Origin of the sequence: Vibrio sp. ED004 (assembly GCF_023206395.1) — a bacterium.
GTDB lineage: Bacteria > Pseudomonadota > Gammaproteobacteria > Enterobacterales > Vibrionaceae > Vibrio.
In genome coordinates this window covers 1,726,209-1,752,761 of record NZ_CP066149.1, presented here as the reverse complement: position 1 = coordinate 1,752,761, position 26,553 = coordinate 1,726,209, and the positions used below count along the sequence as shown (strand labels likewise).

General features: G+C 45.1%; 19 protein-coding genes, 5 tRNA genes, 3 rRNA genes, 1 pseudogene and 1 riboswitch. Of the genes and pseudogenes, 10 read left to right on the top strand and 18 right to left on the bottom strand.

The window, feature by feature from the left end:
- Positions 1-68 precede the first annotated feature (68 nt).
- Complete coding sequence (locus ITG10_RS07935; RefSeq protein ID WP_346962606.1) at positions 69-470, top strand: hypothetical protein; 402 nt, start codon at positions 69-71, stop codon at positions 468-470.
- Positions 471-491: 21 nt separating this feature from the next.
- Positions 492-827 (top strand): annotated as a pseudogene (locus ITG10_RS07930) (hypothetical protein); the annotation flags it as partial.
- Between the two features lie 70 nt (positions 828-897).
- Here the strand turns inward: ITG10_RS07930 and ITG10_RS07925 are convergent.
- Positions 898-1,494 (bottom strand): type IV toxin-antitoxin system AbiEi family antitoxin domain-containing protein, encoded by a 597-nt coding sequence (locus tag ITG10_RS07925; protein WP_248386775.1) that lies wholly within the window; start codon positions 1,492-1,494, stop codon positions 898-900.
- Between the two features lie 472 nt (positions 1,495-1,966).
- On the opposite strand from ITG10_RS07925, the gene ITG10_RS07920 reads away from it, so the two are divergent.
- Entirely contained in the window at positions 1,967-2,791 is an 825-nt protein-coding gene (locus ITG10_RS07920; protein ID WP_248386773.1) for a hypothetical protein, read from the top strand.
- Between the two features lie 333 nt (positions 2,792-3,124).
- Entirely contained in the window at positions 3,125-4,753 is a 1,629-nt protein-coding gene (locus ITG10_RS07915; RefSeq protein WP_248386771.1) for a hypothetical protein, read from the top strand.
- Between the two features lie 332 nt (positions 4,754-5,085).
- On the opposite strand, the gene ITG10_RS07910 is transcribed toward ITG10_RS07915, so the two are convergent.
- The 13 genes from ITG10_RS07910 to ITG10_RS07850 all read right to left on the bottom strand — a co-directional run bounded on the left by ITG10_RS07910 (position 5,086) and on the right by ITG10_RS07850 (position 15,417).
- Positions 5,086-5,268 (bottom strand): hypothetical protein, encoded by a 183-nt coding sequence (locus ITG10_RS07910; protein ID WP_248386769.1) that lies wholly within the window; start codon positions 5,266-5,268, stop codon positions 5,086-5,088.
- The gene (locus ITG10_RS07905) at positions 5,261-6,529 is read right to left on the bottom strand and encodes a site-specific integrase (protein ID WP_137408644.1); all 1,269 of its coding nucleotides are present in this window, start codon (positions 6,527-6,529) and stop codon (positions 5,261-5,263) included. Before ITG10_RS07905 ends, ITG10_RS07910 begins: the two co-directional genes overlap by 8 nt.
- An 87-nt stretch (positions 6,530-6,616) precedes the next feature.
- Positions 6,617-6,707, bottom strand: a tRNA-Ser gene (locus tag ITG10_RS07900).
- Between the two features lie 69 nt (positions 6,708-6,776).
- Positions 6,777-6,892, bottom strand: a 5S ribosomal RNA gene (gene rrf, locus ITG10_RS07895).
- A 94-nt stretch (positions 6,893-6,986) separates the two neighbouring features.
- Positions 6,987-9,874: ribosomal RNA gene (locus tag ITG10_RS07890) — 23S ribosomal RNA — on the bottom strand.
- A gap of 307 nt (positions 9,875-10,181) precedes the next feature.
- Positions 10,182-10,257: transfer RNA gene (locus ITG10_RS07885), tRNA-Val, on the bottom strand.
- 29 nt (positions 10,258-10,286) lie between these two features.
- A tRNA-Ala gene (locus tag ITG10_RS07880) sits at positions 10,287-10,362 on the bottom strand.
- A 26-nt stretch (positions 10,363-10,388) separates the two neighbouring features.
- Positions 10,389-10,464: transfer RNA gene (locus tag ITG10_RS07875), tRNA-Lys, on the bottom strand.
- 2 nt (positions 10,465-10,466) lie between these two features.
- Positions 10,467-10,542 (bottom strand) — tRNA-Glu (locus ITG10_RS07870).
- A gap of 124 nt (positions 10,543-10,666) precedes the next feature.
- Positions 10,667-12,218, bottom strand: a 16S ribosomal RNA gene (locus tag ITG10_RS07865).
- The 16S, 23S and 5S rRNA genes sit together here with 5 tRNA genes alongside, the layout of an rRNA operon.
- Before the next feature lie 545 nt (positions 12,219-12,763).
- On the bottom strand, positions 12,764-13,291 hold the full coding sequence (gene hemG, locus ITG10_RS07860; RefSeq protein WP_017632676.1) for a menaquinone-dependent protoporphyrinogen IX dehydrogenase: 528 nt from the start codon (positions 13,289-13,291) through the stop codon (positions 12,764-12,766).
- A 10-nt stretch (positions 13,292-13,301) separates the two neighbouring features.
- On the bottom strand, positions 13,302-14,759 hold the full coding sequence (locus tag ITG10_RS07855; protein ID WP_026084430.1) for a TrkH family potassium uptake protein: 1,458 nt from the start codon (positions 14,757-14,759) through the stop codon (positions 13,302-13,304).
- 34 nt (positions 14,760-14,793) lie between these two features.
- Entirely contained in the window at positions 14,794-15,417 is a 624-nt protein-coding gene (locus tag ITG10_RS07850) for a YigZ family protein (RefSeq protein WP_017058823.1), read from the bottom strand.
- A gap of 227 nt (positions 15,418-15,644) precedes the next feature.
- Between ITG10_RS07850 and fadB the strand changes: the two genes are divergently transcribed.
- From fadB to ITG10_RS07835, 3 genes are all read left to right on the top strand, one after another.
- On the top strand, positions 15,645-17,816 hold the full coding sequence (gene fadB, locus ITG10_RS07845) for a fatty acid oxidation complex subunit alpha FadB (protein ID WP_248386767.1): 2,172 nt from the start codon (positions 15,645-15,647) through the stop codon (positions 17,814-17,816).
- A 26-nt stretch (positions 17,817-17,842) separates the two neighbouring features.
- Positions 17,843-19,006 carry an acetyl-CoA C-acyltransferase FadA gene (fadA, locus tag ITG10_RS07840; RefSeq protein WP_017632674.1) on the top strand — a complete coding sequence of 388 codons (1,164 nt, stop codon included), beginning with the start codon at positions 17,843-17,845 and terminating at the stop codon, positions 19,004-19,006.
- Between the two features lie 242 nt (positions 19,007-19,248).
- The gene (locus ITG10_RS07835) at positions 19,249-20,229 is read left to right on the top strand and encodes an MDR family oxidoreductase (RefSeq protein WP_017632673.1); all 981 of its coding nucleotides are present in this window, start codon (positions 19,249-19,251) and stop codon (positions 20,227-20,229) included.
- A 78-nt stretch (positions 20,230-20,307) separates the two neighbouring features.
- Here the strand turns inward: ITG10_RS07835 and ITG10_RS07830 are convergent, their stop codons facing one another.
- Both ITG10_RS07830 and ITG10_RS07825 read right to left on the bottom strand, forming a co-directional pair.
- Positions 20,308-21,249: a LysR family transcriptional regulator gene (locus tag ITG10_RS07830; protein ID WP_017632672.1), complete on the bottom strand. Its 942-nt coding sequence runs from the start codon at positions 21,247-21,249 to the stop codon at positions 20,308-20,310.
- A 156-nt stretch (positions 21,250-21,405) separates the two neighbouring features.
- Entirely contained in the window at positions 21,406-21,591 is a 186-nt protein-coding gene (locus tag ITG10_RS07825; protein WP_004739241.1) for a hypothetical protein, read from the bottom strand.
- A 149-nt stretch (positions 21,592-21,740) separates the two neighbouring features.
- On the opposite strand from ITG10_RS07825, the gene tusA reads away from it, so the two are divergent.
- Positions 21,741-21,992, top strand: a complete 252-nt coding sequence (gene tusA, locus ITG10_RS07820) for a sulfurtransferase TusA (protein ID WP_004736675.1) — start codon at positions 21,741-21,743, stop codon at positions 21,990-21,992.
- A gap of 81 nt (positions 21,993-22,073) precedes the next feature.
- Here tusA and ITG10_RS07815 read toward each other — a convergent pair whose 3' ends face one another.
- Positions 22,074-22,328: a hypothetical protein gene (locus ITG10_RS07815; protein ID WP_017632671.1), complete on the bottom strand. Its 255-nt coding sequence runs from the start codon at positions 22,326-22,328 to the stop codon at positions 22,074-22,076.
- A gap of 151 nt (positions 22,329-22,479) precedes the next feature.
- On the bottom strand, positions 22,480-23,034 hold the full coding sequence (locus tag ITG10_RS07810; RefSeq protein ID WP_017632670.1) for a TMEM165/GDT1 family protein: 555 nt from the start codon (positions 23,032-23,034) through the stop codon (positions 22,480-22,482).
- A 34-nt stretch (positions 23,035-23,068) separates the two neighbouring features.
- Positions 23,069-23,244, bottom strand: a riboswitch (yybP-ykoY riboswitch).
- A 210-nt stretch (positions 23,245-23,454) separates the two neighbouring features.
- On the opposite strand from ITG10_RS07810, the gene glyQ reads away from it, so the two are divergent.
- Both glyQ and glyS read left to right on the top strand, forming a co-directional pair.
- Positions 23,455-24,369, top strand: coding sequence for a glycine--tRNA ligase subunit alpha (glyQ, locus tag ITG10_RS07805; RefSeq protein ID WP_017632669.1), 915 nt, complete (start codon positions 23,455-23,457; stop codon positions 24,367-24,369).
- Between the two features lie 2 nt (positions 24,370-24,371).
- Positions 24,372-26,438, top strand: coding sequence for a glycine--tRNA ligase subunit beta (gene glyS / locus ITG10_RS07800; RefSeq protein WP_017632668.1), 2,067 nt, complete (start codon positions 24,372-24,374; stop codon positions 26,436-26,438).
- Positions 26,439-26,553: the final 115 nt, after the last annotated feature.

The following is a 26,553-nucleotide window of genomic DNA, read 5'->3' as shown; positions in this document are numbered from 1 at the left end:
ACGTTTGATAACAACCGTCGCAAACTACACCATTTAGTCAACATGATCCTGAGGGGCGAGGTCGAAACATTGTTCCACACACCATCGTATTTGATGGGTTCCGTTGGCATGTAAGAGCATATTGTGAAGAAAGAGCAATGTTCTTAGATTTCGTGTTAAGCAGATTTAGAGGAGAGCCTGAACTGCTCAATGAATCAGATATTAATATCGAAGACGATGAAGATTGGACAACAGAAGAAGCAATTGAAATCATTCCAAATCCACATTTATCACCTGCACAGCAACACATTGTGAAAGTTGGCTATGGAATGCATGATTCTCCACTCACAATTAGTTGCCGACGAGCTCTGATTAAGTATTTGCTCAAACGTTTGGATATCTGCGTAGATACTAAGAAGCTCTCTTCAGCTCCCAAAAAGTACCAATTAACCTTAGCGAATCCAAAGAATATCAAACGCTGGTTGCTATAGTGGTATAATAAGACATTCCCCATAGGTAAATACTCACACATAAATACCCCATTCAACCTGCACCACACCTGTTGGTTTTATGATGAACCTTCCCGTAACCTTGTTGAATTTCCTAAGACAGCGCAAGCAACTGCCAAGAATGGCCATTCACCGATAGCACTGCCGGCTTGTAATGAGTGTGCGAGTATTAACTATTCAAAGAATCTGACCTCAATTTGGTCGGTGCGCGATCAGATAAAACACACTCTGATAGACAGGTACGCTAAGCACCTTGGCATCGGTGAGAACTGGACGGAGCAAGAACTTATTGATTCTGATTTCTCGGGCTCGACGCTTGCCGGGTTTGGGCACAGCGCTTTCTACAATATGCTCGATGTTCAATCTCGCACTCTATAAAACAAGGTAACAACGTGTTAGAAGTAAGTGACTAACCATTGTAGTTTATTATCTCCATATAGGGCATCATTACATTTGTCATTCTGTAATGCTTTACATACTCCCAGAGCTTCCCTTGCTCTAATCTGTTAGCTCTTTTTGCCTCTGTAAGTGCTTCAATCGCGACATCAATCCCGATCTTGTTGCGGAACTTAAAGCAATCAACAATCGTCCGCTCAACGTCCGTTACTAAAACAGGGATGCCATCAACTTGTGTTGAGATCACCCCAAAATCCGTCACGTCCCTGGTACGAACAATCTTAATGCTTGGGTACTCAATATTGGGAGCTCTATCGTTTTTTTTAATGCTGAGCCATATCTGAAAAGGTGCTTGGGTAGTGAGATTGTGGTAACTGAGTGCTGATAGAAGGCAGATAACCCCTTTTTTCGCTCTGACACTGACCTCAGCAAAAGAGTGCATCTCCGATTCTTCTCTACCTATATACCCGTAGAGCCCTCGCTGTAGTTTTTCTATGTCACCTTTTTCCACAGCGCGAGAAAGGGCGGCAGGAGTTACATTGAATTTTGCAGCGTCTGAGGTGGTGAATATGGATAGCTTTTTAAGCTTATCGAGTTGTGATGGATTCATTTTTAATGATACGTTTTGTCATACTTAATTTGTACTATATGCCAAAACGTAACATTTTTCTTTCATTCCTTAGATGGTGCAAACAACACTGCTATTGAGCGGAAATAGCTAAACCCATTAAAAATAGCCAACTTCCCACATATCAAAGTGATTCAGATAAACAAAAAATTATGAATTTCATATTTCAATAGATCATGTTTAAAAATATAACCAATTCAACATCATTAACTAATTTTAGTGGTTAATTATGGTGGTTTTTGCTGGTTAAAATTCATTAATAAGTTAAATAGATTGGTTGGTTATATTATGCGATATCGCTTAATTACTTTTTTAAGCGATTGTTATTTAAGCAATAATGTTGGGGTGTGTATTTATTTTATAGTAAAATCATGCACTTATGATTTACCAGTGTTATTGACGGTTTTTTTGTAAATCTGTAACGTAGATCTCAAATAAAAATGAGGTTTGCATCATGAAATGCAGAGATAAGTTTTTGTTTCGCACGGTAGCAGAAACAATGTTCGAACTTGAAAAAGGAACTTACGCTAACTCAACAATAAAAGCATGGAGATCTAAGTTAAAACGTATCGTAACGTTTTTCGGAGAATTCGACATACGAGATATCGTACGAAGCTGTATTCTTCGCTACTTACATGTATACAATGATCTTACAAACAAAACACTAAATGAAGACCTGACACTTATCCGAAAAGTATTCACGTTTGCAGTTGGGGATCGGCTTATTACACAATCTCCAGTTGATGGTATCCATAACTTACAAAATGCTCCCATTAGCTGTAATCCATTCACACTGAATGATATAACCCGTTTAACTCACCAAGCAGCAGCTTGCTCAAGTGTTAAAAATGGGGTCCTTCTGGCTTGCCATACAGGGCTTCGAAAAAGTGAGTGGTTGGCACTAGTTGTTGATGATTATGACCCAGTAAAAAGAGAGCTTAAAGTCGAGAGAGCTTGCGTAGTTAATCACTTTAAAAGGCCAAAAACTACGGGATCAAAGCGTAGGATTCAATTGTCTAAGACAGCCCAAAAGATAATTGAAAACCAGTTAAGTTTAATCTTTGGCTTAGCGGCTCAAGAAATCCATATCACCGAAAGTGATCAAAAGACCCGAACCAAACTTACCGCAAAACCTCTATTCCCTAATCTTGATACAGGGAAATTTTACCAAAAAGATAAAGCAATAGATCGCACCTTTAAAACTGGCTCGTTACAGCCAACGTCGCTCATCGAGGTGCGAGTCAGGCCCGTCATACATTCGCATCTCAAGCTATTTTGAGTGGGGCAAATCTTTATTGGATAAGGTCTCAACTAGGGCACAACACTCTAGATATGCTTTATAAGCATTACTCAAAGTGGATTGAAGAAGACGCAAAAGACTACCCCAACCTGATTGATTTGCACTTTCAGAAAGCTGCAAATTCGGTCGACAAACCCATCCTTTAATTTGCCTCATTCCGGTGTCTCGACACCGGCTTTCAAAAAGATAACGACATCGTAACCAAGGACACTTTCGCAACACTTTTACTGCGTAAAAGATGAACGAAAGCTTCTTGGTGGGGGCTACGCCCCTTAACCCCAACACAACAACACACAACCCGAGGACTACACAATGAAAAATAAAGCCATCACATGCTTTTTTTCAACGCTTCCGTATTCCGGCACAGCAGAAAAACAGGCCAAGCTTAAGAAGTCAGCAGGACATAGTATCCGAGATGAAAATGCGAAATCTGAAACCATTGAATGGAATCCAGATCTCAGTCACCTCAACGAAGTATATATCAATAACCAATGGACGAAACTTGATGAATTGAGCAATGACGATAAATCCCAGTTTATCGAATCTATAAGACTTCCTCAGAAACCTCAAGAAGGCCTAACTAAATGTAAACAAAGAAAGAGAGCATATAAGAAGAAACTAAAAGCCGCTTTACAATCAGAAAAGGGAAATCCCGAGGGGACTAATTTTATCGCTAAGATTTTAGGCACCCCTGAACATGTCCCGCTTAAACTCGACTCTTTGCTTAATGAAGCTAGGAGTATTGATTTCTCTCGCAAGAAGCAGAGGCTGAACGCTTTTGAGAAGTACATTTCACTTCATAACAAACTGGTTTCGTTCCCTAAAAATTTGAACTCAAACTTGGTAGAAGAGTCGATTTTTGTCATCCCACACCGAAATGAAGTTTCTCAGGACCTTGTTTGTGGCCGTGAAATGGCTGAAGCACTGATGGATTATTACCGCCTCTACTTCAACGAATATGAAATCATCTCAGTGTTTGTTCATAGCGATGAAAGAAGTCTCAATGAAGATACTGGGGAACATGTCCACCTCTTCCTTAACGCGCAAAATAGCCGAACTAAAGAGTGGGATCTTAGAGTAGCCAAAGCAAATCTAGCTCAAATGATGAAGAACTTCTTGGACCACTCACACTCGCCAATTCAATACAGGAAAGGAGCGTGCTTTACAAGAAGGGAGCAATCAGAGCATGGAGCGCTGTTGCAGGAATGTTTTCGGCGGTTTATGAATAAAAACCTCTTCATAGAAAAAGGATTGAGCATGGAGTTCAATCAAGAACTTCAGAAAGATAAACAAAAAGTAAAAGAAATGCGCCGGCAAGGAAAGCAAAAAAAAAGTGAAAGGGATTATAATTATCACACTAGAATGCTGGAAAACGAGCAACTGCAAATTGAGCAAATAATCGCATTGAAGCTCGAGGAGTTGAGCCAATTAAATCAACACATCAACGAAGTTAAAAATAAACAAAAGGAGGAACAAGAAAAAATAAGGAGATTACATGTAGATATAGACTTACTACGATCGGCCACAAACACTGCAACCAATCAACTGGATACAACCTTAACCGATCTATCAACAGTCAAAGAACAGCTCAAAACGGCAGAATCAAAAGCTCTACACAGTGAAGAAAAAAATGAACAGTTAGAGAAATCGATCTCATATCTAAAAAAGGTGATTGCTAAACTGACTCATATCGTTATTGAGACGTTAGCTCCCATCTTTCAAGATCTGATGAAATCATTTGTCTTTGAACAAAGAGATGAGAAAGAACTACTGACTTTATTAGAAAGAAGGATGTCAGCTCACATGACAAAATTGGATGGAAACCCAATACAGCAGGCACTTGTATGTGGGATGAAAGACGCCCTCCTAGATAATAGGGAAAACCTGAACACTGCTTCCCCCAAAAAACGGAGAATGAGTGCCGACCGAGAGTTCGATTGATAAGGTCTTCATAATAATTTAAAGGTAAATCTCGTGAGCTCTAAGGTGTTCACGAGATTTGGTTTTTCAAAATGACATTGAGAGTCAGCGCTTTATATTAACTTGAATTTCTACTCCTGACACACGATGTACGAAAGTAAAATGCTCTTGGCTTCTAGTGCTAATAAGAACAATCCCTTTCTTTGACATAATGGTCCAATAAGGTAGAACAAAGGCATCAAAACACTCTACGTGTGACATGGGAGGAGGGCTTACGAGCCCTGCAATTTCTCTCAGTGTTTCAAAGTCACCAAACAGTGCCTGCTGTGTTTGCCAATCTATTCCTAATGCCATTAATGACATAGATGTGGTGCTTGGCTTATCTTCGAGGCGCTCAAAAGCTGATAGAGGCAGTGGATATCTTGATAGTCATACTGTTTTGATAACGCAAGCAACGAGGTTTCATCCCCTTCAAAATAGCTTTGCTTGAACGCCTTATAAACCGTGTGCAACTCATCATAGTTGAACTTACTCATGTGAGCCTCCCAGTTGAAGTGAGAACTGGTTCACCGCACTAAGCATAAGTTTCAGTTTTGTTTGCTTACCATATCGGCCAAATGTCATTGAGGGGTGATGATGGCCAACGATATCAGCGACTGTAGACTCAGCCACTTCCTTTTGCTTAAGAACATCAATGAAAGTGTGACGGAGGGAGTACGCAGTAGGGCGTTGCCCTGCTTTCAATCCGATCTTAGATAGGAGTCTGCCGAATTGTTGGCAATATTGTTGGCTCCAGTCCTTGTTGAGACCCAGTGGCTTGTAATCGAATAGATCGGTTTTGCTATTGTTCTTACGAAGCTCAACATACTCAAGAAAGCCATGTTTGATTAGACTCTGATGAATGGGGACTTGTCGCAGAGCATAACGATTCTTGATCCGCTGTCCGTGACCTTCATCTGTTACGTTTAAGTAAGGGACTGGACCGCTAACGACCACGTCTTCTGTACGTAGCTGACACACTTCATTCGGCCTCATCCCCATGTACGTGAGCAATAAAGTAACCCAGTAGAAACCATTATCCACTTGCTGAAACTGCTCAGATGAGAAGAGTGTTGAAAGCTGACTCTCTGACCACCTTGAGCGCTGCTTATCAGCTTTTATAGACTTCTTGAAAGTCGCTTTGATATCTGCAGACACGTTTCTTTCAATCAAAGACATGGTCGCACACCAACGTATAAATTGACTCAGCGCGGCGTAGTAATCTTTACAGCTTTTTGCTGAAAGACTAGAGCTATTGAGAGTCTTAATGTACTCCATCAGTGCCATCGCAGTTATTGTTGATAAACCAGATGGCGTAGTGCTCTCAAAGAAAAAGGTAATGCGCTGTTTCAACTGATGGACAGTCAATGCACTGACCCCTTGAACCCCTTTGAACTCTAGAAAGTGTTCTAACGCTTCACTCCAATGCTTTTCTTCACTCAAACGCTTAGAAGTATGACTTATGGAAGTTATACAACCTAAATGTAAGCGATCATCCTGCTTTTGTGATTGTAAGTTCAGGTGGTGGGACAAGATGCCTTTTAGATGCAACTGAAACTCTGAAAAGCACAGAGAGTCTGTAGTACGAAAGGCCTCTTTGACAGCACTGACAAGGCTTAAGCCAATGACTTTAGCTAGCTTAGGGTCTTTTGTTCGAAGGCTGATTTTTAGATCGAATGGGAATCCCAACGCTTTCAACTGTGCTGGAGTACAAATCCGTGCGTAATAGACGCCGTGGGGAGATTTTTGTATATACATTGACTTACCTCGTTGTTTCGAAGCAAATTCAAGTCTTACAGATACAAAAAAAGCCTTTGATAATCAAAGGCTTTTTTTGATGAATAGTGGTGGAGGGATAGGGATTTGAACCCTAGAACCGCTATTAACGGTTGCCGGTTTTCAAGACCGGTGCTTTCGACCACTCAGCCATCCCTCCAACAAATTGTCATCAACAGATTAGTACACTGTTGAGGTTGTTACTTGCTATGCAAATAACGAAATTAAAGCCTGGCGATGTCCTACTCTCACATGGGGAAGCCCCACACTACCATCGGCGCTATTGTGTTTCACTTCTGAGTTCGGCATGGAATCAGGTGGGTCCACAATGCTATGGTCGCCAAGCAAATTTTAAAATTCGGAAAACTGTAATTTAAAAGTGTCTCTTCAAACTCATTCAAGGTCTGTCTTTGAGTCCACAAAACCCCTTGGGTGTTGTATGGTTAAGCCTCACGGGCAATTAGTACAGGTTAGCTCAATGCCTCACAGCACTTACACACCCTGCCTATCAACGTTCTAGTCTTGAACAACCCTTAAGGACGCTTAAAGCGTCAGGGAAAACTCATCTCAGGGCTCGCTTCCCGCTTAGATGCTTTCAGCGGTTATCGATTCCGAACTTAGCTACCGGGCAATGCCATTGGCATGACAACCCGAACACCAGAGGTTCGTCCACTCCGGTCCTCTCGTACTAGGAGCAGCCCCCTTCAATTTTCCAACGCCCACGGCAGATAGGGACCGAACTGTCTCACGACGTTCTAAACCCAGCTCGCGTACCACTTTAAATGGCGAACAGCCATACCCTTGGGACCGACTTCAGCCCCAGGATGTGATGAGCCGACATCGAGGTGCCAAACACCGCCGTCGATATGAACTCTTGGGCGGTATCAGCCTGTTATCCCCGGAGTACCTTTTATCCGTTGAGCGATGGCCCTTCCATTCAGAACCACCGGATCACTATGACCTGCTTTCGCACCTGCTCGAATTGTCATTCTCGCAGTCAAGCGGGCTTATGCCATTGCACTAACCACACGATGTCCAACCGTGTTTAGCCCACCTTCGTGCTCCTCCGTTACTCTTTGGGAGGAGACCGCCCCAGTCAAACTACCCACCAGGCACTGTCCGTAATCCCGATTCAGGGACCAACGTTAGAACATCAAAACTACAAGGGTGGTATTTCAAGGACGACTCCACCACATCTAGCGACGCGGTTTCATAGTCTCCCACCTATCCTACACATGTAGGTTCAATGTTCAGTGCCAAGCTGTAGTAAAGGTTCACGGGGTCTTTCCGTCTAGCCGCGGGTACACTGCATCTTCACAGCGATTTCAATTTCACTGAGTCTCGTGGAGACAGCGTGGCCATCATTACGCCATTCGTGCAGGTCGGAACTTACCCGACAAGGAATTTCGCTACCTTAGGACCGTTATAGTTACGGCCGCCGTTTACCGGGGCTTCGATCAAGAGCTTCGACCGAAGTCTAACCCCATCAATTAACCTTCCGGCACCGGGCAGGCGTCACACCGTATACGTCATCTTACGATTTTGCACAGTGCTGTGTTTTTAATAAACAGTTGCAGCCACCTGGTATCTGCGACTCTCGTCTGCTCCATCCGCAAGGGACTTCACTGATAAGAGCGTACCTTCTCCCGAAGTTACGGTACCATTTTGCCTAGTTCCTTCACCCGAGTTCTCTCAAGCGCCTTGGTATTCTCTACCCGACCACCTGTGTCGGTTTGGGGTACGATTCCTTACAATCTGAAGCTTAGAGGCTTTTCCTGGAAGCATGGCATCAATGACTTCACTACCGTAGTAGCTCGACATCGTATCTCAGCGTTAGTAGCGGTCCGGATTTACCTAAACCACCCGCCTACGTACTTGAACCTGGACAACCGTCGCCAGGCCCACCTAGCCTTCTCCGTCCCCCCATCGCAATTGTAAGAAGTACGGGAATATTAACCCGTTTCCCATCGACTACGCCTTTCGGCCTCGCCTTAGAGTCGACTTACCCTGCCCCGATTAACGTTGGACAGGAACCCTTGGTCTTCCGGCGAGGGAGTTTTTCACTCCCTTTATCGTTACTCATGTCAGCATTCGCACTTCTGATACCTCCAGCAGCCCTTACAGACCACCTTCAACGGCTTACAGAACGCTCCCTACCCCACGCACCCTAAGGTACGTAGCCGCAGCTTCGGTGTATAGCTTAGCCCCGTTACATCTTCCGCGCAGGCCGACTCGACCAGTGAGCTATTACGCTTTCTTTAAATGATGGCTGCTTCTAAGCCAACATCCTGGCTGTCTGAGCCTTCCCACATCGTTTCCCACTTAGCTATACTTTGGGACCTTAGCTGGCGGTCTGGGTTGTTTCCCTCTCCACGACGGACGTTAGCACCCGCCGTGTGTCTCCCGGATAGTACTTACTGGTATTCGGAGTTTGCAAAGGGTTGGTAAGTCGGGATGACCCCCTAGCCTTAACAGTGCTCTACCCCCAGTAGTATTCGTCCGAGGCGCTACCTAAATAGCTTTCGGGGAGAACCAGCTATCTCCAGGTTTGATTGGCCTTTCACCCCTAGCCACAAGTCATCCGCTAATTTTTCAACATTAGTCGGTTCGGTCCTCCAGTTGATGTTACTCAACCTTCAACCTGCCCATGGCTAGATCACCTGGTTTCGGGTCTAATCCTAGCAACTGTACGCCCAGTTAAGACTCGGTTTCCCTACGGCTCCCCTAAACGGTTAACCTTGCTACTAAAATTAAGTCGCTGACCCATTATACAAAGGTACGCAGTCACACCACGAAGGTGCTCCTACTGCTTGTACGTACACGGTTTCAGGTTCTATTTCACTCCCCTCACAGGGGTTCTTTTCGCCTTTCCCTCACGGTACTGGTTCACTATCGGTCAGTCAGTAGTATTTAGCCTTGGAGGATGGTCCCCCCATATTCAGACAGGATATCACGTGTCCCGCCCTACTCGTTTTCACTGATGATGAGATGTCGATTACGGGGCTATCACCCTTTATTGCGGCACTTTCCAGAGCCTTCATCTGTCTCATTAAAAGCTTAAGGGCTAATCCAATTTCGCTCGCCGCTACTTTCGGAATCTCGGTTGATTTCTCTTCCTCGGGGTACTTAGATGTTTCAGTTCCCCCGGTTTGCCTCCTGTTGCTATGTATTCACAACAGGATACTTACTTATGTAAGTGGGTTTCCCCATTCAGGAATCCCAGACTCAAAGGTTATTACTACCTAATCTGGGCTTATCGCAAGTTATTACGCCTTTCATCGCCTCTGACTGCCAAGGCATCCACCGTGTACGCTTAGTCACTTAACCATACAACCCGAAAGGGTCTTAATGTATGGCAACTAACCAAGGTTTTTGGTTGTCATTAAGAAGGGTTAATTCTTAATGACTGTTTGCCGGACTCAATGTGAATCAAACTAGGTTTGATTCGAATACAAGACACTTGAATGTGTTTGTTGTGTTTACCTAAAAGGTAAACATTGAGAACTTTTAAATTTGATTGAATTACTCGTAAGTAATCAATCAGTCAGCTTTCCAAATTGTTAAAGAGCAAGAGTTTCAAAGTGTTAAACTTTTAACTCATTTTTAAAAACTCTCCGAAGAGAATGCTTAAAGATGGTGGGCGATACCGGGCTCGAACCAGTGACCCCCTGCTTGTAAGGCAGGTGCTCTCCCAACTGAGCTAATCGCCCATAAAAGTTTTAATTCCTTATGGAAGGAATGGTGGAGCTATGCGGGATCGAACCGCAGACCTCCTGCGTGCAAGGCAGGCGCTCTCCCAGCTGAGCTATAGCCCCATATTTTTTATTTCCTTGGGAGGAAATGGTGGGTCGTGCAGGATTCGAACCTGCGACCAATTGATTAAAAGTCAACTGCTCTACCAACTGAGCTAACGACCCAATGGTATCCCGTAGGGGAGTCGAACCCCTGTTACCGCCGTGAAAGGGCGGTGTCCTAGGCCTCTAGACGAACGGGACACTGCTAATTTATCTCCACTTTAAAAAGTAGAAACAAACTTCGAAGAACCTTGGGAGTTCTTCTTCTCTTTGCTTTTCTAAACCTAATCAATCTGTGTGGACACTTATCGTGAGTATCTTCGTATAAGGAGGTGATCCAGCCCCAGGTTCCCCTAGGGCTACCTTGTTACGACTTCACCCCAGTCATGAACCACAAAGTGGTGAGCGTCCTCCCCGAAAGGTTAAACTACCCACTTCTTTTGCAGCCCACTCCCATGGTGTGACGGGCGGTGTGTACAAGGCCCGGGAACGTATTCACCGTGACATTCTGATTCACGATTACTAGCGATTCCGACTTCATGGAGTCGAGTTGCAGACTCCAATCCGGACTACGACGCACTTTTTGGGATTCGCTCACTATCGCTAGCTTGCTGCCCTCTGTATGCGCCATTGTAGCACGTGTAGCCCTACTCGTAAGGGCCATGATGACTTGACGTCGTCCCCACCTTCCTCCGGTTTATCACCGGCAGTCTCCCTGGAGTTCCCGACATTACTCGCTGGCAAACAAGGATAAGGGTTGCGCTCGTTGCGGGACTTAACCCAACATTTCACAACACGAGCTGACGACAGCCATGCAGCACCTGTCTCAGAGCTCCCGAAGGCACACCTGCGTCTCCGCTGGCTTCTCTGGATGTCAAGAGTAGGTAAGGTTCTTCGCGTTGCATCGAATTAAACCACATGCTCCACCGCTTGTGCGGGCCCCCGTCAATTCATTTGAGTTTTAATCTTGCGACCGTACTCCCCAGGCGGTCTACTTAACGCGTTAGCTCCGAAAGCCACGGCTCAAGGCCACAACCTCCAAGTAGACATCGTTTACGGCGTGGACTACCAGGGTATCTAATCCTGTTTGCTCCCCACGCTTTCGCATCTGAGTGTCAGTATCTGTCCAGGGGCCGCCTTCGCCACTGGTATTCCTTCAGATCTCTACGCATTTCACCGCTACACCTGAAATTCTACCCCCCTCTACAGTACTCTAGTTCACCAGTTTCAAATGCAGTTCCGAGGTTGAGCCCCGGGCTTTCACATCTGACTTAATGAACCACCTGCATGCGCTTTACGCCCAGTAATTCCGATTAACGCTCGCACCCTCCGTATTACCGCGGCTGCTGGCACGGAGTTAGCCGGTGCTTCTTCTGTTGCTAACGTCAAGAGATAGCGCTATTAACACTACCCCCTTCCTCACAACTGAAAGTACTTTACAACCCGAAGGCCTTCTTCATACACGCGGCATGGCTGCATCAGGCTTTCGCCCATTGTGCAATATTCCCCACTGCTGCCTCCCGTAGGAGTCTGGACCGTGTCTCAGTTCCAGTGTGGCTGATCATCCTCTCAGACCAGCTAGGGATCGTCGCCTTGGTGAGCCATTACCTCACCAACTAGCTAATCCCACCTAGGCATATCTTGACGCGAGAGGCCCGAAGGTCCCCCTCTTTGGCCCGTAGGCATTATGCGGTATTAGCCATCGTTTCCAATGGTTATCCCCCACATCAAGGCAATTTCCTAGGCATTACTCACCCGTCCGCCGCTCGACGCCCATTAACGCACCCGAAGGATTGCTAGTGTCGTTTCCGCTCGACTTGCATGTGTTAGGCCTGCCGCCAGCGTTCAATCTGAGCCATGATCAAACTCTTCAATTTAAGATTTTGTGACTCAACGAATACTGACTTCAAAACTAATATTCATGTAAACATGAACATGTAATTCTAAAGCTATTACCATTCCAACAGAATGATAATGAATTGACTGTGCCAAATAACCCCTCTCTATAAAGAAAGTAATTATTCGTATTGGTCACTTAGTTCATTGAAATCAATTTTGATTCCGAAGAATCTGTTTTATCTAACGATAAAACGTTTTGATATTCATCAACGAGTGCCCACACAGATTGATAGGTTTAAATTGTTAAAGAGCTTTTCCTTTTTTGAGCTTCGCTCAAATCGGACGGCCATTTTAGCGATTTAAGTTTTAGTGTCAACCACTATTTTCAAAACTTTTTTCAAGCTCTTAGCTTGGCTAATTTGACCTGCTGATTCGTTTTGGTTTCCTAAGAAGCCATCCCGTGTCAGCGAGGTGGCATTATAGAGATTTCGATCACACTGGCAAGCCCTTTTTGAAGTTTTTCTCGTTTTTTTATTCGTTCGATTAAAAAGAACTCAAAACGCCTCAAAAGTAGGCTTTTCTCTTACATATTCTTTAGTTTTTCAGTGAACAAAGAGACTTTTTCCCAGTTTGTGTACTCAACTTCCTTAGTTGTATCCGTTTCACCACCCGTCATATTCATAATGAAGCGAATCATGGTTTTATCGAACCAGTTGTAACGTGGGTAATAGAGGGCACCGGCAAATACACCGATTAACGTCGGCTGCCACGGAGACTTTATAAGAAACTTCTTAATGTAAGCACTTCCTTCAGGCGTATCTTTACCTTGATCTTCTTTACGCGCTGTTAAGTTCACGCAGAAGAACGCAACCTTGCTTGACTTTAACTGAGCAAGGTTGGCATCAATGAATTGATATAGCTTCTTATTAAGGTGACCGTAACGAATCGATGCACCGATCAATACTCTGTCATATTGAGCAAAGTCGACATTACCAATTGTGTGCAGATCTTGAAGCTCACATTCGAACTCATTCATTTCTTCTTTTATATAGTTCAAGATTTTCTTGGTCTGGCCTTCACGGCTTGAATACAAAAATAGAGCTTTTGCCACAATGTTGTCCTTAGCTACGCCAAAACGTAGGGGTCAATAAGATTAATAAGGTGAAGATTTCTAGTCGGCCAAACAGCATAGATACAATAAGTACCCATTTTGCTTTGTCATTCACATCGCCAAAGTGCACCGCTACTTCGCCAAGGCCCGGGCCAAGGTTATTTAATGTCGCGGCTACGGCAGAGAAAGCACTCAACTCATCCATGCCGGTTGCAATAAGAGCCAACATACAAACCACAAAAACCAATGCGTATGCAGAAAAGAAGCCCCAAACCGCATCCACGACACGTTGTGGTAGTGCAGAACCACCAACCTTGATGGTATAGACAGCACGCGGGTGAACAAGACGCTTCATTTCACGAGCACCTTGCAGAGTAAGTAGTAAGATTCGAATCACTTTCATACCACCACCCGTAGAACCTGCACATCCCCCTATAAAAGAAGAGAACAAAAGCAGTACGGGCAAGAACAGTGGCCACTCTGAAAAACCAGTCGTAGTGAAACCAGCAGTGGTAGATATAGACACGGTTTGGAACAAGGCTTGATCGAAAGCGTCGTAATACGAGTCATAAGAATGGTGATTCAGTAGTAATAAGAAACAAACCAAAAACAGCACTGCTTGAATAAAGATAAAAGCGCGGAATTCAGGATCTTTCCAGTAATACTTAGGATGCACACCACCTGAAGCAAATGCTGCAAAGTGAAGTGAGTAGTTACACGCAGATATAAGCAGGAACACAACCGTAATCATGTTGATAACAGGGCTGTTGAAATAACCCATGCTTGCATCGTGCGTTGAGAAACCACCGATAGCAATAGTAGAGAAACTATGACTGATGGCATCAAAGAAGCTCATACCGGCAAGCCAAAACGCTACTGCACAAGCAATCGTTAGGCTTAGATAGATGTACCACAGCGCTTTTGCTGTTTCAGCAATACGTGGGGTCATCTTACTGTCTTTAACAGGACCCGGTATTTCAGCACGATACAGTTGCATGCCACCGATACCAAGAACAGGAAGAATGGCTACCGCCAATACGATGATACCCATACCACCGAACCACTGTAGGAACTGACGGTAAAACAGAATTGCCTTAGGGAGATCATCAAGGCCGACGATAACCGTCGCCCCTGTAGTAGTTAATGCAGAAAAGGATTCGAAGAAGGCATCGGTTACCGAAACACTCGGGTTATCAGCGATCAAAAACGGTAACGCACCCGCACTACCGATTACCGTCCAGAACAAAACAACAATCAAAAAACCATCACGCGCTTTCAATTCATGTTTATAGCGGCGGTTCGGAAACCAGCAAGTTGCTCCGCAAAACAATAGAACGAAAAAAGTCGTCACAAATGGCACACCCGCACCATCTCGATAGATAAGTGCGACTAGCGCTGGTGCGAGCATTGATACACTAAAAAGTGCTAATAATAATCCGACGATTCGAATAATTGAGCGAAATTGCATGAGCTATTGAACGAAGCGAAATGCTTCACACTTCCTAGTTGTCTTTGACTTTCGTTACCAGTGCCTTAGCACCGCTTTTATTGATCATGGTTTGGGTAAACGAATCTACCTGCAGGAGCTCTATTTCAATAATAAGCTCAACTTGAACACCATAATCCGCTTGGACCTCAACAGCTTGATGCTGAGCCATGATGGATTGCGCAATTGGCACAAAGCCATAGTCTAACTCTAGCCGTAATTTTGTGGTTATTTTTTTCTCGATTGTTTGAAGCAGCTTGAGAGCTTGTTGCACTCCTCCGCCATAGGCCTTAACTAAACCACCAGTTCCAAGCTTAATTCCACCTGAATAACGAGTCACCACAGCCGTTAACTCACCCACACCAGAACCAGACAGTTGTGCCAAGATCGGCTTACCCGCAGTACCTGAGGGTTCACCATCATCGCTAAAACCCCAAAGCATTGAATCTTCAGGTCGACCCGCCACAAAGCCCCAACAATTATGTCGCGCTGAAGAATGCTCTTTCTTTACCTGTTCTACGAACTGTTTGGCAGCTTCTACACTTGGAGTATGAGCAAGATGAGTAATAAAGACGCTCTTTTTTATCTCTTCTTCAAACAGAGCCGACGCAGACGGTATTAAATAGGGCTGTTCATTCATATCGTTAACTTAATTAATAAGAGCGGCGAAGTGTATCACGCGTGAATAATAAGGGTTAGAGGATCTGTGCCATCGCACAATGTTAAACAATTGTTTAAAAAATGTATTGAAATTCACCAAGCAGAGGTACAGACTAAGATAACTGGTCTTACCAGGTATTCTACAATAATAGAAAGATAACAAGATTCTCTCAAACAATCGTGGATTGTATGTCATGGAGATAGACAATGATTTACCAAGCTAACACCCTACAGGTAAAGGAATTACAAGATGGTATTGCGGAATTAAGCTTCTGCGCTCCGGCCTCTGTAAACAAACTCGACCTTGCTACTTTAGAATCACTAGACAAAGCGTTAGACGCTCTTAATGCTCACGCAGGATTACGTGGTTTAATCTTAACTTCAAACAAAGACGCGTTCATTGTAGGCGCAGACATCACTGAATTTCTTGGCCTATTCGCTAAGCCAGAAGCAGAACTTGATGAATGGTTAAGATTCGCGAATTCAATCTTCAGCAAGCTCGAAGACCTTCCTGTCCCAACTCTTTCAATGATGCGTGGCCATGCCCTTGGCGGCGGCTGTGAATGTGTACTGGCTACCGATTTCCGTATCGGTGACAAGACCACCAGCATTGGCCTACCTGAAACCAAACTTGGCATCATGCCAGGCTTTGGCGGTTGTGTGCGCCTGCCTCGTGTTATCGGTGCTGACAGCGCAATGGAAATTATCACTCAAGGCAAAGCATGCCGTGCTGATGAAGCGCTTAAGGTTGGCTTGCTAGATGCCATTGTAGATACAGACCAGTTATTAGAATCGGCGATCAACACCGTCTCTCTGGCAGCCAATGAAAAACTCGATTGGCAGCTACGCCGTAAACAAAAAACATCAGCGCTTTCACTAAGCAAACTAGAAGCGATGATGAGCTTTACCATGGCTAAAGGCCTAGTCGCTCAAAAAGCAGGACCTCACTACCCAGCGCCAATCACTTCTGTGATTGCGATTGAAGAAGCAGCACGTAGCGATCGCGATGCAGCACTCGACATCGAACGTAAGCACTTCGTTAAGTTAGCGAAATCGGAAGAAGCAAAAGCTTTAGTTGGCTTATTCCTGAATGACCAGTACATCAAAGGCTTAGCGAAACAAGCGGGTAAGTCAGCAAACAAAGCAACTGAGCGTGCAGCCGTACTTGGCGCAGGTATCATGGGCGGCGGTATTGCTTACCAATCAGCATTGAAAGGCGTGCCTGTGATGATGAAAGACATCGCACAAGCATCGCTTGATCTAGGTATGAACGAAGCATCTAAGCTTTTGAATAAGCGCTTATCACGCGGTCGCCTAGACGGTTTCAAGATGGCAGATATTCTGTCTTCTATTACTCCAAGTCTGCATTATGCAGGTGTAGAACAGTCAGATGTGATTGTTGAAGCGGTAGTAGAGAACCCGAAAGTAAAAGCTGCAGTACTGAGCGAAGTGGAAGGTTTGGTTGGTGAAGACACCGTTCTAACATCGAATACCTCTACGATTCCAATCAACCTGTTAGCGAAATCACTGAAGCGCCCAGAAAACTTCTGTGGCATGCACTTCTTTAACCCAGTACACCGCATGCCTTTGGTTGAGATCATCCGTGGTGAACAGACTTCAGAAGAGACAATCAATCGCGTTGTCGCTTACGCAGCGAAGATGGGTAAGTCTCCAATCGTTGTTAACGACTGCCCAGGCTTCTTCGTTAACCGTGTACTTTTCCCTTACTTTGGCGGCTTCAGCATGTTGCTACGTGACGGTGCTGATTTCACTAAGATCGATAAAGTCATGGAGCGTAAGTTCGGTTGGCCTATGGGTCCTGCGTACTTGCTAGATGTTGTTGGACTAGACACAGCACACCACGCACAAGCTGTAATGGCACAAGGTTTCCCTGAGCGTATGGGTAAAGAAGGCCGTGATGCGATTGATGCACTTTATGTTGCTGAAAAATACGGTCAGAAAAACGGTAGCGGCTTCTACACATACAGCGTAGACAAACGCGGTCGCCCGAAGAAGACCTTCTCTGAAGACATTCTTCCAATCTTGGCTGACGTATGCGAACAGCCACAAGATTTTGATGACCAGACAATTATCCAACGTGTGATGATTCCTATGATCAACGAAGTGGTGCTTTGTTTAGAAGAAGGCATCATCGCGACACCGCAAGAAGCGGATATGGCACTGGTTTACGGTTTAGGCTTCCCTCCATTCCGAGGCGGCGTATTCCGCTACTTAGACAGTGTGGGTATTGGTAACTTCGTAGAAATGGCGAAAGGCTACCAAGACTTAGGTGCAATGTACCAAGTTCCTCAACTATTGCTTGATATGGCAGCGAAAGGCGAAAGCTTTTACGACGCTCAACAAGCCAGTTCTCTGTAACCCACATTTGGAAAAGGAATAGCAAAATGAATAATGTAGTTGTTGTTGATTGCCTTCGCACCCCAATGGGACGTTCCAAAGGTGGAGCTTACCGTCACACTCGTGCTGAAGATCTGTCTGCACATTTGATGAAAGGCATTTTAGAGCGTAACCCAGAAGTTAACCCTTCTGAGATTGAAGATATCTACTGGGGCTGTGTACAACAAACCCTAGAGCAAGGCTTCAACGTTGCACGTAACGCCGCGCTACTGGCTGGCCTACCGATTGAAATTGGTGCCGTCACTGTTAACCGTTTATGTGGTTCATCTATGCAAGCTCTGCATGATGCAACTCGCTCAATCATGGTTGGTGATGCGGAAATCTGCCTAATTGGTGGTGTGGAACACATGGGTCACGTACCAATGACACACGGCGTTGATTTCCACCCTGGAATGTCAAAGAACGTAGCAAAAGCCGCAGGCATGATGGGCCTAACAGCAGAAATGCTTGGCAAACTGCATGGTATTAGCCGTGAAGACCAAGATGCATTCGCTGCGCGTTCACATGCTCGTGCACAAGCTGCAACGGTTGAAGGTCGTTTCAAAAACGAAATTCTACCGACAGAAGGTCACGCTGCAGACGGTTCACTGTTTACTCTAGATTACGATGAAGTGATTCGCCCAGAAACCACAGTAGAAGGCCTATCTCAGCTACGTCCTGTATTTGACCCAGCCAACGGCACAGTAACAGCAGGTACATCATCGGCTCTGTCTGATGGTGCATCGGCAATGTTGATCATGAGTGAAGAGAAAGCCAACGCGCTTGGCCTTAAGATTCGTGCTCGAGTGAAATCTATGGCTATTGCAGGCTGCGATCCTTCAATCATGGGTTACGGCCCAGTTCCGGCAACCAAGAAAGCACTTAAGCGTGCAGGTCTAACGATTGAAGACATGGGTGTGGTTGAGCTAAACGAAGCGTTCGCTGCTCAATCCCTACCATGTGCTAAAGACCTAGGTCTACTGGATGTGGTTGACGAGAAAGTAAACCTTAATGGCGGTGCAATTGCACTGGGTCACCCACTGGGTTGTTCTGGTTCTCGTATCTCTACAACCCTAATCAACCTAATGGAAGCACAAGACGTGAAATACGGCTTGGCGACCATGTGTATTGGTTTAGGCCAAGGTATTGCAACGGTATTTGAACGCCCTTAGCGCTCTTTGGTTGTAAAACTTGTCGGGTAATCTTATGTGCAGCTATCTTTATATAGCTGCACTTTTTATATCTGACTATAAAGTCATGTACAGATTCGTTCAGCAAGTCTAGTCAGAGAAAAGCACCCAATAATATGTATGCATAGAACGCATAGATTCAATGTTGATGTTTCATTATTTTTTCTCGGATGATTCAACTAAAGTTACTTCAGTTTCCTAATATTCCTCCTACGGAGCAGATCATGTTTAAAGCACTTGTACTAAACCAAGAAGACAAAAAAACTATCGCATCAGTTTCTCAAATTGAAGAGTCTCTACTACCAGAGGGTAACGTGAAGATCGATGTGAGCTACTCTTCTTTGAACTACAAAGATGGTTTGGCGATTACAGGTAAAGGGCGCATTGTTCGCAACTTCCCTATGGTTCCTGGTATCGACCTTTCTGGTGTGGTTTCACAATCTGATGACCCACGCTACAAAGCGGGCGACGAAGTGGTTCTAACTGGCTGGGGTGTTGGTGAAGGTCATTGGGGTGGCATGGCTGAGAAAGCAAGCCTAAACGGTGACTGGTTAGTGCCTATGCCAGCAGGTCTTGACGCTAAGAAAGTAATGGCGATTGGTACAGCTGGCTTTACTGCAATGCTTTGTGTGCAAGCTATCGTAGATGCTGGTATCAAACCTGAAGACGGTGAAATCCTTGTAACAGGTGCAAGTGGCGGTGTAGGTAGCGTATCTATCACTCTATTGAACCAACTGGGTTACAAAGTAGCAGCAGTTACTGGCCGAGCTTCTTCAAACGGTGAACTACTTAAATCACTAGGCGCGACACGCATTGTTGAACGTGCAGAACTAGAAGAACCAGCAAAACCACTTGAGAAACAACTGTGGGCTGGTGCTATCGATACGGTAGGCAGCAAAGTACTTGCGAAAGTATTGGCGCAAATTGATTACAACGGTGCGGTAGCAATGTGTGGCCTAGCTGGCGGCTTTGATTTACCAACAACGGTAATGCCATTCATTCTGCGTAACGTTCGTCTACAAGGTGTGGACTCAGTAATGTGCCCTCGTGAAAAACGCATTAAAGCGTGGGAACAACTTGCTGAGCTACTACCAGAGTCTTTCTACACTCAAGCAACTAAAGAAGTGTCTCTAGATGACGCAATTCAAGCAGCAGAAGACATCACTAACGGTCAAATCACTGGTCGTGTAGTTATTAAGCTGTAATCGCTAGCACTCTAAAAGCAACACGCAAAAACAAAAGGGCTGATCATTATCAGCCCTTTTTGCTATTCAATATAAAACCTACCCCAAGCCAACATCCGCAATCCGTTTTTGAATCAGCTCACCACACTCCTCTTTTACCACTCTTCTTAGCCACTGTTGTGAGGCAGAAGAATCACAACGGGAGTGCCAGATCAGCGAGTAATCAAATGGCATAAACTCGAATGGCAGCGGCTTAACGACTAAGTCGTAACGCTCTGCAACCAAGTACGCCAGATCGGCTGGTACAGTGATCACGAGCGGCATTCTATCGACAATCGCCAATGCGGCTTCAAGGTGGTACGCGCGCAGCACCATTTTACGAGGTTGTTGATTGGTTAAGGCGTTATCCAATAACGCCTTAACACCATCACTGATCGCAATCATTGCATGAGGTAAAGACACATAATCCTCAAGGCTCAACGAACTGTCAGCCAAAGGGTGATTATTAGATAGTAAGCACGACACGCCCACAGGCCCCAACACCTCTTGATGAAGTGGTGCGACGCTACCACTTGGGCGGCAAATCGCCATATCAACACGCTCGGTACTGAGCTGCTTAAACAAATGTTCATGCTGCAGCGGTGCAAACTCCAAAGAGATGTTCGGAGCTTGCTCATAAATCTTCGGCAGTGCATAAGGTAAGATGGTTTGCATTGCGTAGTCAGTGGTCGCAATCAAAAAGCGCTCACTGCAATAGTAAGGATCGAAATCACTAGGGCTAAGTAACTGACGGAATGACTCTAAAGGCTGATCAATGCGCTGGCTGATCTCAAGTGCTTTTTTGGTGGGGATAAGGTGCTGACCTTGACGCGTAAACAAGGGATCGTTGAGTAACTCTCTTAAGCGCCCTAATACTCGGCTGGTTGCCGACTGGCTTAAGTTAAGACGAATCGCAGCCTGGCTAACACTGCCCTCTTCAATCAATACCTTTAAAGCGACCAATAAATTCAGGTCTCTACGATAGATGTCTTCTAATTCCACGCCACTTACCTAGCTGTATACAATGATCATTAGTCACTAAGTTGTTTATAGCATGCTTTAGATAAAAAAAATCCCGCAATTACGCGGGGAAGCCCAAGAAAATTTGGGGATAGTGTCGGAATGTTGTCGTATCGGAATTTGCTTGTTGTACTCGGGTTAGTGCTCTTGCTCTTCGGCTACACCTTGCCAACGGCGCATCTCAACCCAAATACCAATAATCGTTGCTACTATGCCAAAAATAGGCATCAGTGAGGTCTCTGTCGATGAGCGTAGTACTAACGCACAAAAAGAAATAAAACAGAGAACCGAATAAATTGTTAATCTATCTAATCCTGTCAACATCGCCACTCCTTAGCTAGTTGCCTTTGTTTCAAGTTGTTATCAACTTGTTAACTAAGTTATAGGAAATGATTCTGTTTGCCAAGCACTTATTGCATATTTTTTCTGCAGACGTATTATTCACTCGTTAGATAGATATAGAGATACAAACCATGACATTCAAACCTGAACTGGCAACCCATACTTTAGAAGCTGAAGGCCTGCGTTGCCCAGAACCAGTAATGATGGTCAGGAAGACAATTAGAAACATGCAGGATGGCGATGTGTTACTGGTAAAAGCTGACGATCCTTCGACAACTCGAGATATCCCGAGCTTTTGTCGATTCATGGATCACCAGTTGGTAGGCCAAGCGACAGAAACTTTGCCGTACCAGTATTTGATCAGAAAGGGATTGGAGGCGTAAGCCCCACCTAGAATCAAGCATCAAAAAAGCCGCTCGTACCTTATGTTCTTTGCAGAACTCAGAGTACAAGCGGCTTTTTGTTTATTCGTTTCTCGATCTATTTTGCAGATGCTCAAGCTGATGTTGAAGCGATCGAATGTCTTTTCGCATAGGAATAATATGCGACACCCGAATCCAGGCCTCGACGGCAAGCGCAGTCATGATCATCGCACCAGCTACCATTGGTAGCCACATGTCCGTCAACACCATGCCTAGTAATGTAAGAGCCAAACCAAAGGTAAATAGATAGCTTTGGCTTTGTGGAGTAATACCCATATAACGCGTCAACATAATCATGCCCTCGTGTTCTTAACTCACAAGATTAAAATATCATGACAAGTATGACAGTTATATGTCCGTTCGCTCGATAAACCCCACAATACTGTAAGAGTATGACCTACAACACATTACTCTACTGATTGAGTATGATTGGCCTCAAGATCACCGATTAATAGAACGCAGCAGCAATAGCCAAACCGACGAATAACAAGGCCGTGATCTTACGAATCAGGTCAAGCGGCATCTTGTCTGCCGACAACTTACCGATGATCACTACTGGCACATTCGCCAATAACATACCGATGGTCGTACCTAGAATCACCCAAGTTAATGCATCCGCGTATTGAGCCCCTAGAATGGAGGTCGCTATCTGGGTTTTATCACCAATCTCAGCAATAAAGAAAGCGATAAAACTGGCGACAAATGGGCCTCGGTTTGATATCTGTTCATCATCGTCCAACTTATCGGGAATCAGAATCCAGCCTGCCATCGCAATGAAACTGACCACCAGCACCCACTTTAAGACTTCTGGCGACAGGTAATCTGCGATCACCACACCGAGCCATGCAGCGAGGGCATGATTGACGATAGTGGCAAAGAAAATAGCAGCTATGATCGGTATCGGTTTTCGATATCGACTGGCTAACAAAAGGGACAGCAACTGGGTTTTATCACCGATCTCGGCAAGGGCCACAGTTGTAATTGAAATAGCTAAAACGCTCACGACATGCTCATTTGGGATGGAGATTATTATATTTAACCAAAGACAAACCTCGCGCCCCATCCCGGTTCACGATGCTTGTCTAAGGTCTTGCTAAGCGCCACCAAGGTGGTGGTTGCCTCGAACGCCATGATGATTTTGCATCAATTATGTTGACGAACGAACTCATTCAATAGGATATGAATAAGTAAGCTACTCCCCAAAGACCGCGAGATTCTAATCACCCACGTAGTCAAACACAAGTGTCAAACTTATCAAAATATCCACTTGTGCCGAAAAACAAACATTAAAGGCAAAAAAATCCACTAAACGACATTTTAGACCACTAATTAAACAAGATTACCCCTACTCGCTTTACGAATATCTCGGTATACTCAGAGGTTATTTTTCTCATTCATTTAAAAGAATCGCGCGAACCTGACTATGCAAAAATACGATATCAAAACCTTCCAGGGAATGATCCTCGCGCTGCAGGATTACTGGGCTCAAAACGGTTGTACCATTGTTCAACCTCTAGATATGGAAGTAGGTGCAGGCACCTCTCACCCAATGACATGTCTACGAGCACTTGGCCCAGAGCCAATGTCTACAGCTTACGTACAACCTTCACGTCGTCCTACTGATGGCCGTTACGGTGAAAACCCTAACCGTCTGCAGCACTACTACCAATTCCAAGTAGCGCTAAAACCATCGCCAGACAATATCCAAGAGTTGTACCTAGGCTCACTAGAGGTTCTTGGTGTTGACCCACTTGTTCACGACATTCGCTTCGTTGAAGATAACTGGGAAAACCCAACACTAGGCGCATGGGGTCTTGGTTGGGAAGTATGGCTAAACGGCATGGAAGTAACTCAGTTTACTTACTTCCAACAGGTTGGCGGCCTTGAGTGTAAGCCAGTAACTGGCGAGATCACTTACGGTATCGAGCGTCTAGCAATGTACATTCAGGAAGTAGATTCTGTTTACGACCTAGTATGGAACGTAGCACCAGACGGTTCTAACGTGACTTACGGTGACATATTCCACCAAAACGAAGTTGAGCAATCAACATACAACTTCGAGCACGCAGACGTAGATTTCCTATTCACTTTCTTCGACCAGTGCGAAAAAGAGTGTAAAGAGCTACTTGAGCTTGAGAAGCCACTTCCGCTTCCAGCTTACGAGCGCATTCTAAAAGCAGGCCACGCATTCAACATCCTTGATGCGCGCAAAGCTATCTCTGTAACAGAGCGTCAACGTTACATCCTTCGTATCCGCAACCTGACTAAATCAGTTGCTGAGGCGTACTACGCGTCACGTGAAGCGCTTGGCTTCCCAATGTGTAAGAAGGACAAATAATCATGGCGAAGAATTTTCTAATTGAACTGGGTACGGAAGAGCTTCCACCAACAGCACTTCGTTCTCTAGCAGAAGCATTTGCTTCTAACTTTGAAGCAGGTCTTAAAACAGCTGAGCTTTCTCACGAAGGCATCAAGTGGTACGCAGCACCTCGTCGTCTAGCACTTAAAGTAACAGCACTGGCTGAAGGCCAAGCGGACAAAGTCGTTGAAAAACGTGGTCCTGCTGTTTCTGTAGCATTCGATGCAGAAGGCAACGCGACTAAAGCAGCACAAGGTTGGGCTCGTGGTAACGGTATCACTGTTGAGCAAGCTGACCGTCTGAAAACAGACAAAGGCGAGTGGCTTCTTTTCAAACAAGAAGTAGCTGGCAAACCTGTTCAAGAATTGGTGATGGACATCGCTGCGAAAGCACTAGCTGGCCTACCAATTCCTAAAGCAATGCGCTGGGGTAACTCAGACATTCAGTTTATCCGTCCAGTGAAAACACTGACAGTACTACTAGGTGATGAGCTTGTTGAAGGCGAAATCCTAGGTGTAGCATCTGCTCGTACTATCCGTGGCCACCGTTTCATGGGCGAACAAGAGTTCACAATCGATTCAGCTGACCAATACCCTGCGATCCTAGAAGAGCGCGGTAAAGTAATGGCAGATTACGAAGCACGTAAAGCGATCATCCTTGCTGACTCTCAAAAAGCGGCAGCAGCGGTTGGCGGTAAAGCTGACCTAGAAGATGACCTTGTTGAAGAAGTAACGTCTCTGGTTGAATGGCCAGTAGTACTTACAGCGAAGTTTGAAGAAGAGTTCCTAAAAGTACCTTCTGAAGCTTTGGTTTACACCATGAAGGGTGACCAAAAGTACTTCCCTGTTTACGACGAAAACAAGAAGCTACTTCCTAACTTTATCTTCGTATCAAACATCGAGTCTAAAGAGCCTCGTCACGTTATCGAAGGTAACGAGAAAGTTGTACGTCCACGTCTTGCTGATGCTGAGTTCTTCTTCAACACAGACCGTAAGCATCCGCTGATCGACCGTCTTCCTGAACTAGACCAAGCGATCTTCCAGAAGCAGCTTGGTACTATCAAAGACAAAACAGACCGCATCACAGAGCTTGCTGGCTACATCGCTGAGCAAATCGATGCTGACGTTGAGAAGTCTAAGCGCGCAGGCCTACTGGCTAAGTGTGACCTAATGACATCTATGGTATTCGAATTCACGGATACACAAGGTGTAATGGGCATGCACTACGCAACTCACGATGGTGAAGACGAGCAAGTTGCACTAGCACTTTACGAGCAGTACATGCCTCGTTTCGCTGGTGACGATCTACCAAGCACGGGTATCTCTTCTGCAGTTGCAATGGCAGACAAGCTAGACACTATCGTAGGTATCTTCGGTATTGGCCAAGCACCTAAAGGTTCTGACCCATTCGCGCTACGTCGTGCATCACTAGGTGTACTACGTATCATCGTTGAAAACGGCTACAACCTAGACCTAACGGATCTGATCGGTAAAGCGAAAGAGCTACTAGGCGACAAGCTGACTAACGAAAACGTAGAAGCTGACGTTATCGACTTCATGCTAGGTCGTTTCCGTGCATGGTACCAAGATGCTGGTTTCAGCGTTGATATCATCCAAGCGGTACTAGCACGTCGTCCAACTAAGCCAGCTGACTTTGACCAACGTGTTAAAGCGGTTTCTCACTTCCGTGAACTGGAAGCAGCAGAAGCACTAGCAGCAGCGAACAAGCGTGTAGGTAACATCCTTGCGAAATTCGATGGCGAGCTACCAGCTGAAATCGACCTAACGCTTCTTCAAGAAGATGCAGAGAAAGCACTGGCTGAAAACGTTGAAGTAATGACGGAAGCACTAGAGCCAGCATTCGCAACAGGCAACTACCAAGAAGCCCTAAGCAAGCTTGCTGATCTACGTGAACCGGTTGATGCATTCTTCGATAACGTAATGGTTATGGCTGATGACGAAGCGCTTAAGAAGAATCGTCTAACGCTACTGAACAACCTACGTAACCTGTTCCTACAGATTGCTGACATCTCTCTACTGCAAAAATAAGCACGAGTGAGGCAGTTGCTTTAAGTCATACTCTGAGCAACTAAAGGTAAATACCCAAAGGGAAGCGAAAGCTTCCCTTTTTGTTTTTGTGAACCAAGCATTTGTTTGTAGAGGT

Excerpts from the sequence above, each read along its gene's own strand:
- glyQ (WP_017632669.1), top strand. The coding sequence starts at position 23,455 with ATGCAAAAATACGATATCAAAACCTTCCAGGGAATGATCCTCGCGCTG.
- ITG10_RS07905 (WP_137408644.1), bottom strand. The coding sequence starts at position 6,529 with ATGTATATACAAAAATCTCCCCACGGCGTCTATTACGCACGGATTTGT.
- ITG10_RS07825 (WP_004739241.1), bottom strand. The coding sequence starts at position 21,591 with ATGTTGACAGGATTAGATAGATTAACAATTTATTCGGTTCTCTGTTTT.
- ITG10_RS07910 (WP_248386769.1), bottom strand. The coding sequence starts at position 5,268 with ATGAGTAAGTTCAACTATGATGAGTTGCACACGGTTTATAAGGCGTTC.
- glyS (WP_017632668.1), top strand. The coding sequence starts at position 24,372 with ATGGCGAAGAATTTTCTAATTGAACTGGGTACGGAAGAGCTTCCACCA.
- ITG10_RS07835 (WP_017632673.1), top strand. The coding sequence starts at position 19,249 with ATGTTTAAAGCACTTGTACTAAACCAAGAAGACAAAAAAACTATCGCA.
- tusA (WP_004736675.1), top strand. The coding sequence starts at position 21,741 with ATGACATTCAAACCTGAACTGGCAACCCATACTTTAGAAGCTGAAGGC.
- ITG10_RS07855 (WP_026084430.1), bottom strand. The coding sequence starts at position 14,759 with ATGCAATTTCGCTCAATTATTCGAATCGTCGGATTATTATTAGCACTT.
- ITG10_RS07920 (WP_248386773.1), top strand. The coding sequence starts at position 1,967 with ATGAAATGCAGAGATAAGTTTTTGTTTCGCACGGTAGCAGAAACAATG.
- fadA (WP_017632674.1), top strand. The coding sequence starts at position 17,843 with ATGAATAATGTAGTTGTTGTTGATTGCCTTCGCACCCCAATGGGACGT.
- fadB (WP_248386767.1), top strand. The coding sequence starts at position 15,645 with ATGATTTACCAAGCTAACACCCTACAGGTAAAGGAATTACAAGATGGT.
- ITG10_RS07915 (WP_248386771.1), top strand. The coding sequence starts at position 3,125 with ATGAAAAATAAAGCCATCACATGCTTTTTTTCAACGCTTCCGTATTCC.
- ITG10_RS07850 (WP_017058823.1), bottom strand. The coding sequence starts at position 15,417 with ATGAATGAACAGCCCTATTTAATACCGTCTGCGTCGGCTCTGTTTGAA.
- ITG10_RS07925 (WP_248386775.1), bottom strand. The coding sequence starts at position 1,494 with ATGAATCCATCACAACTCGATAAGCTTAAAAAGCTATCCATATTCACC.
- ITG10_RS07815 (WP_017632671.1), bottom strand. The coding sequence starts at position 22,328 with ATGATTATGTTGACGCGTTATATGGGTATTACTCCACAAAGCCAAAGC.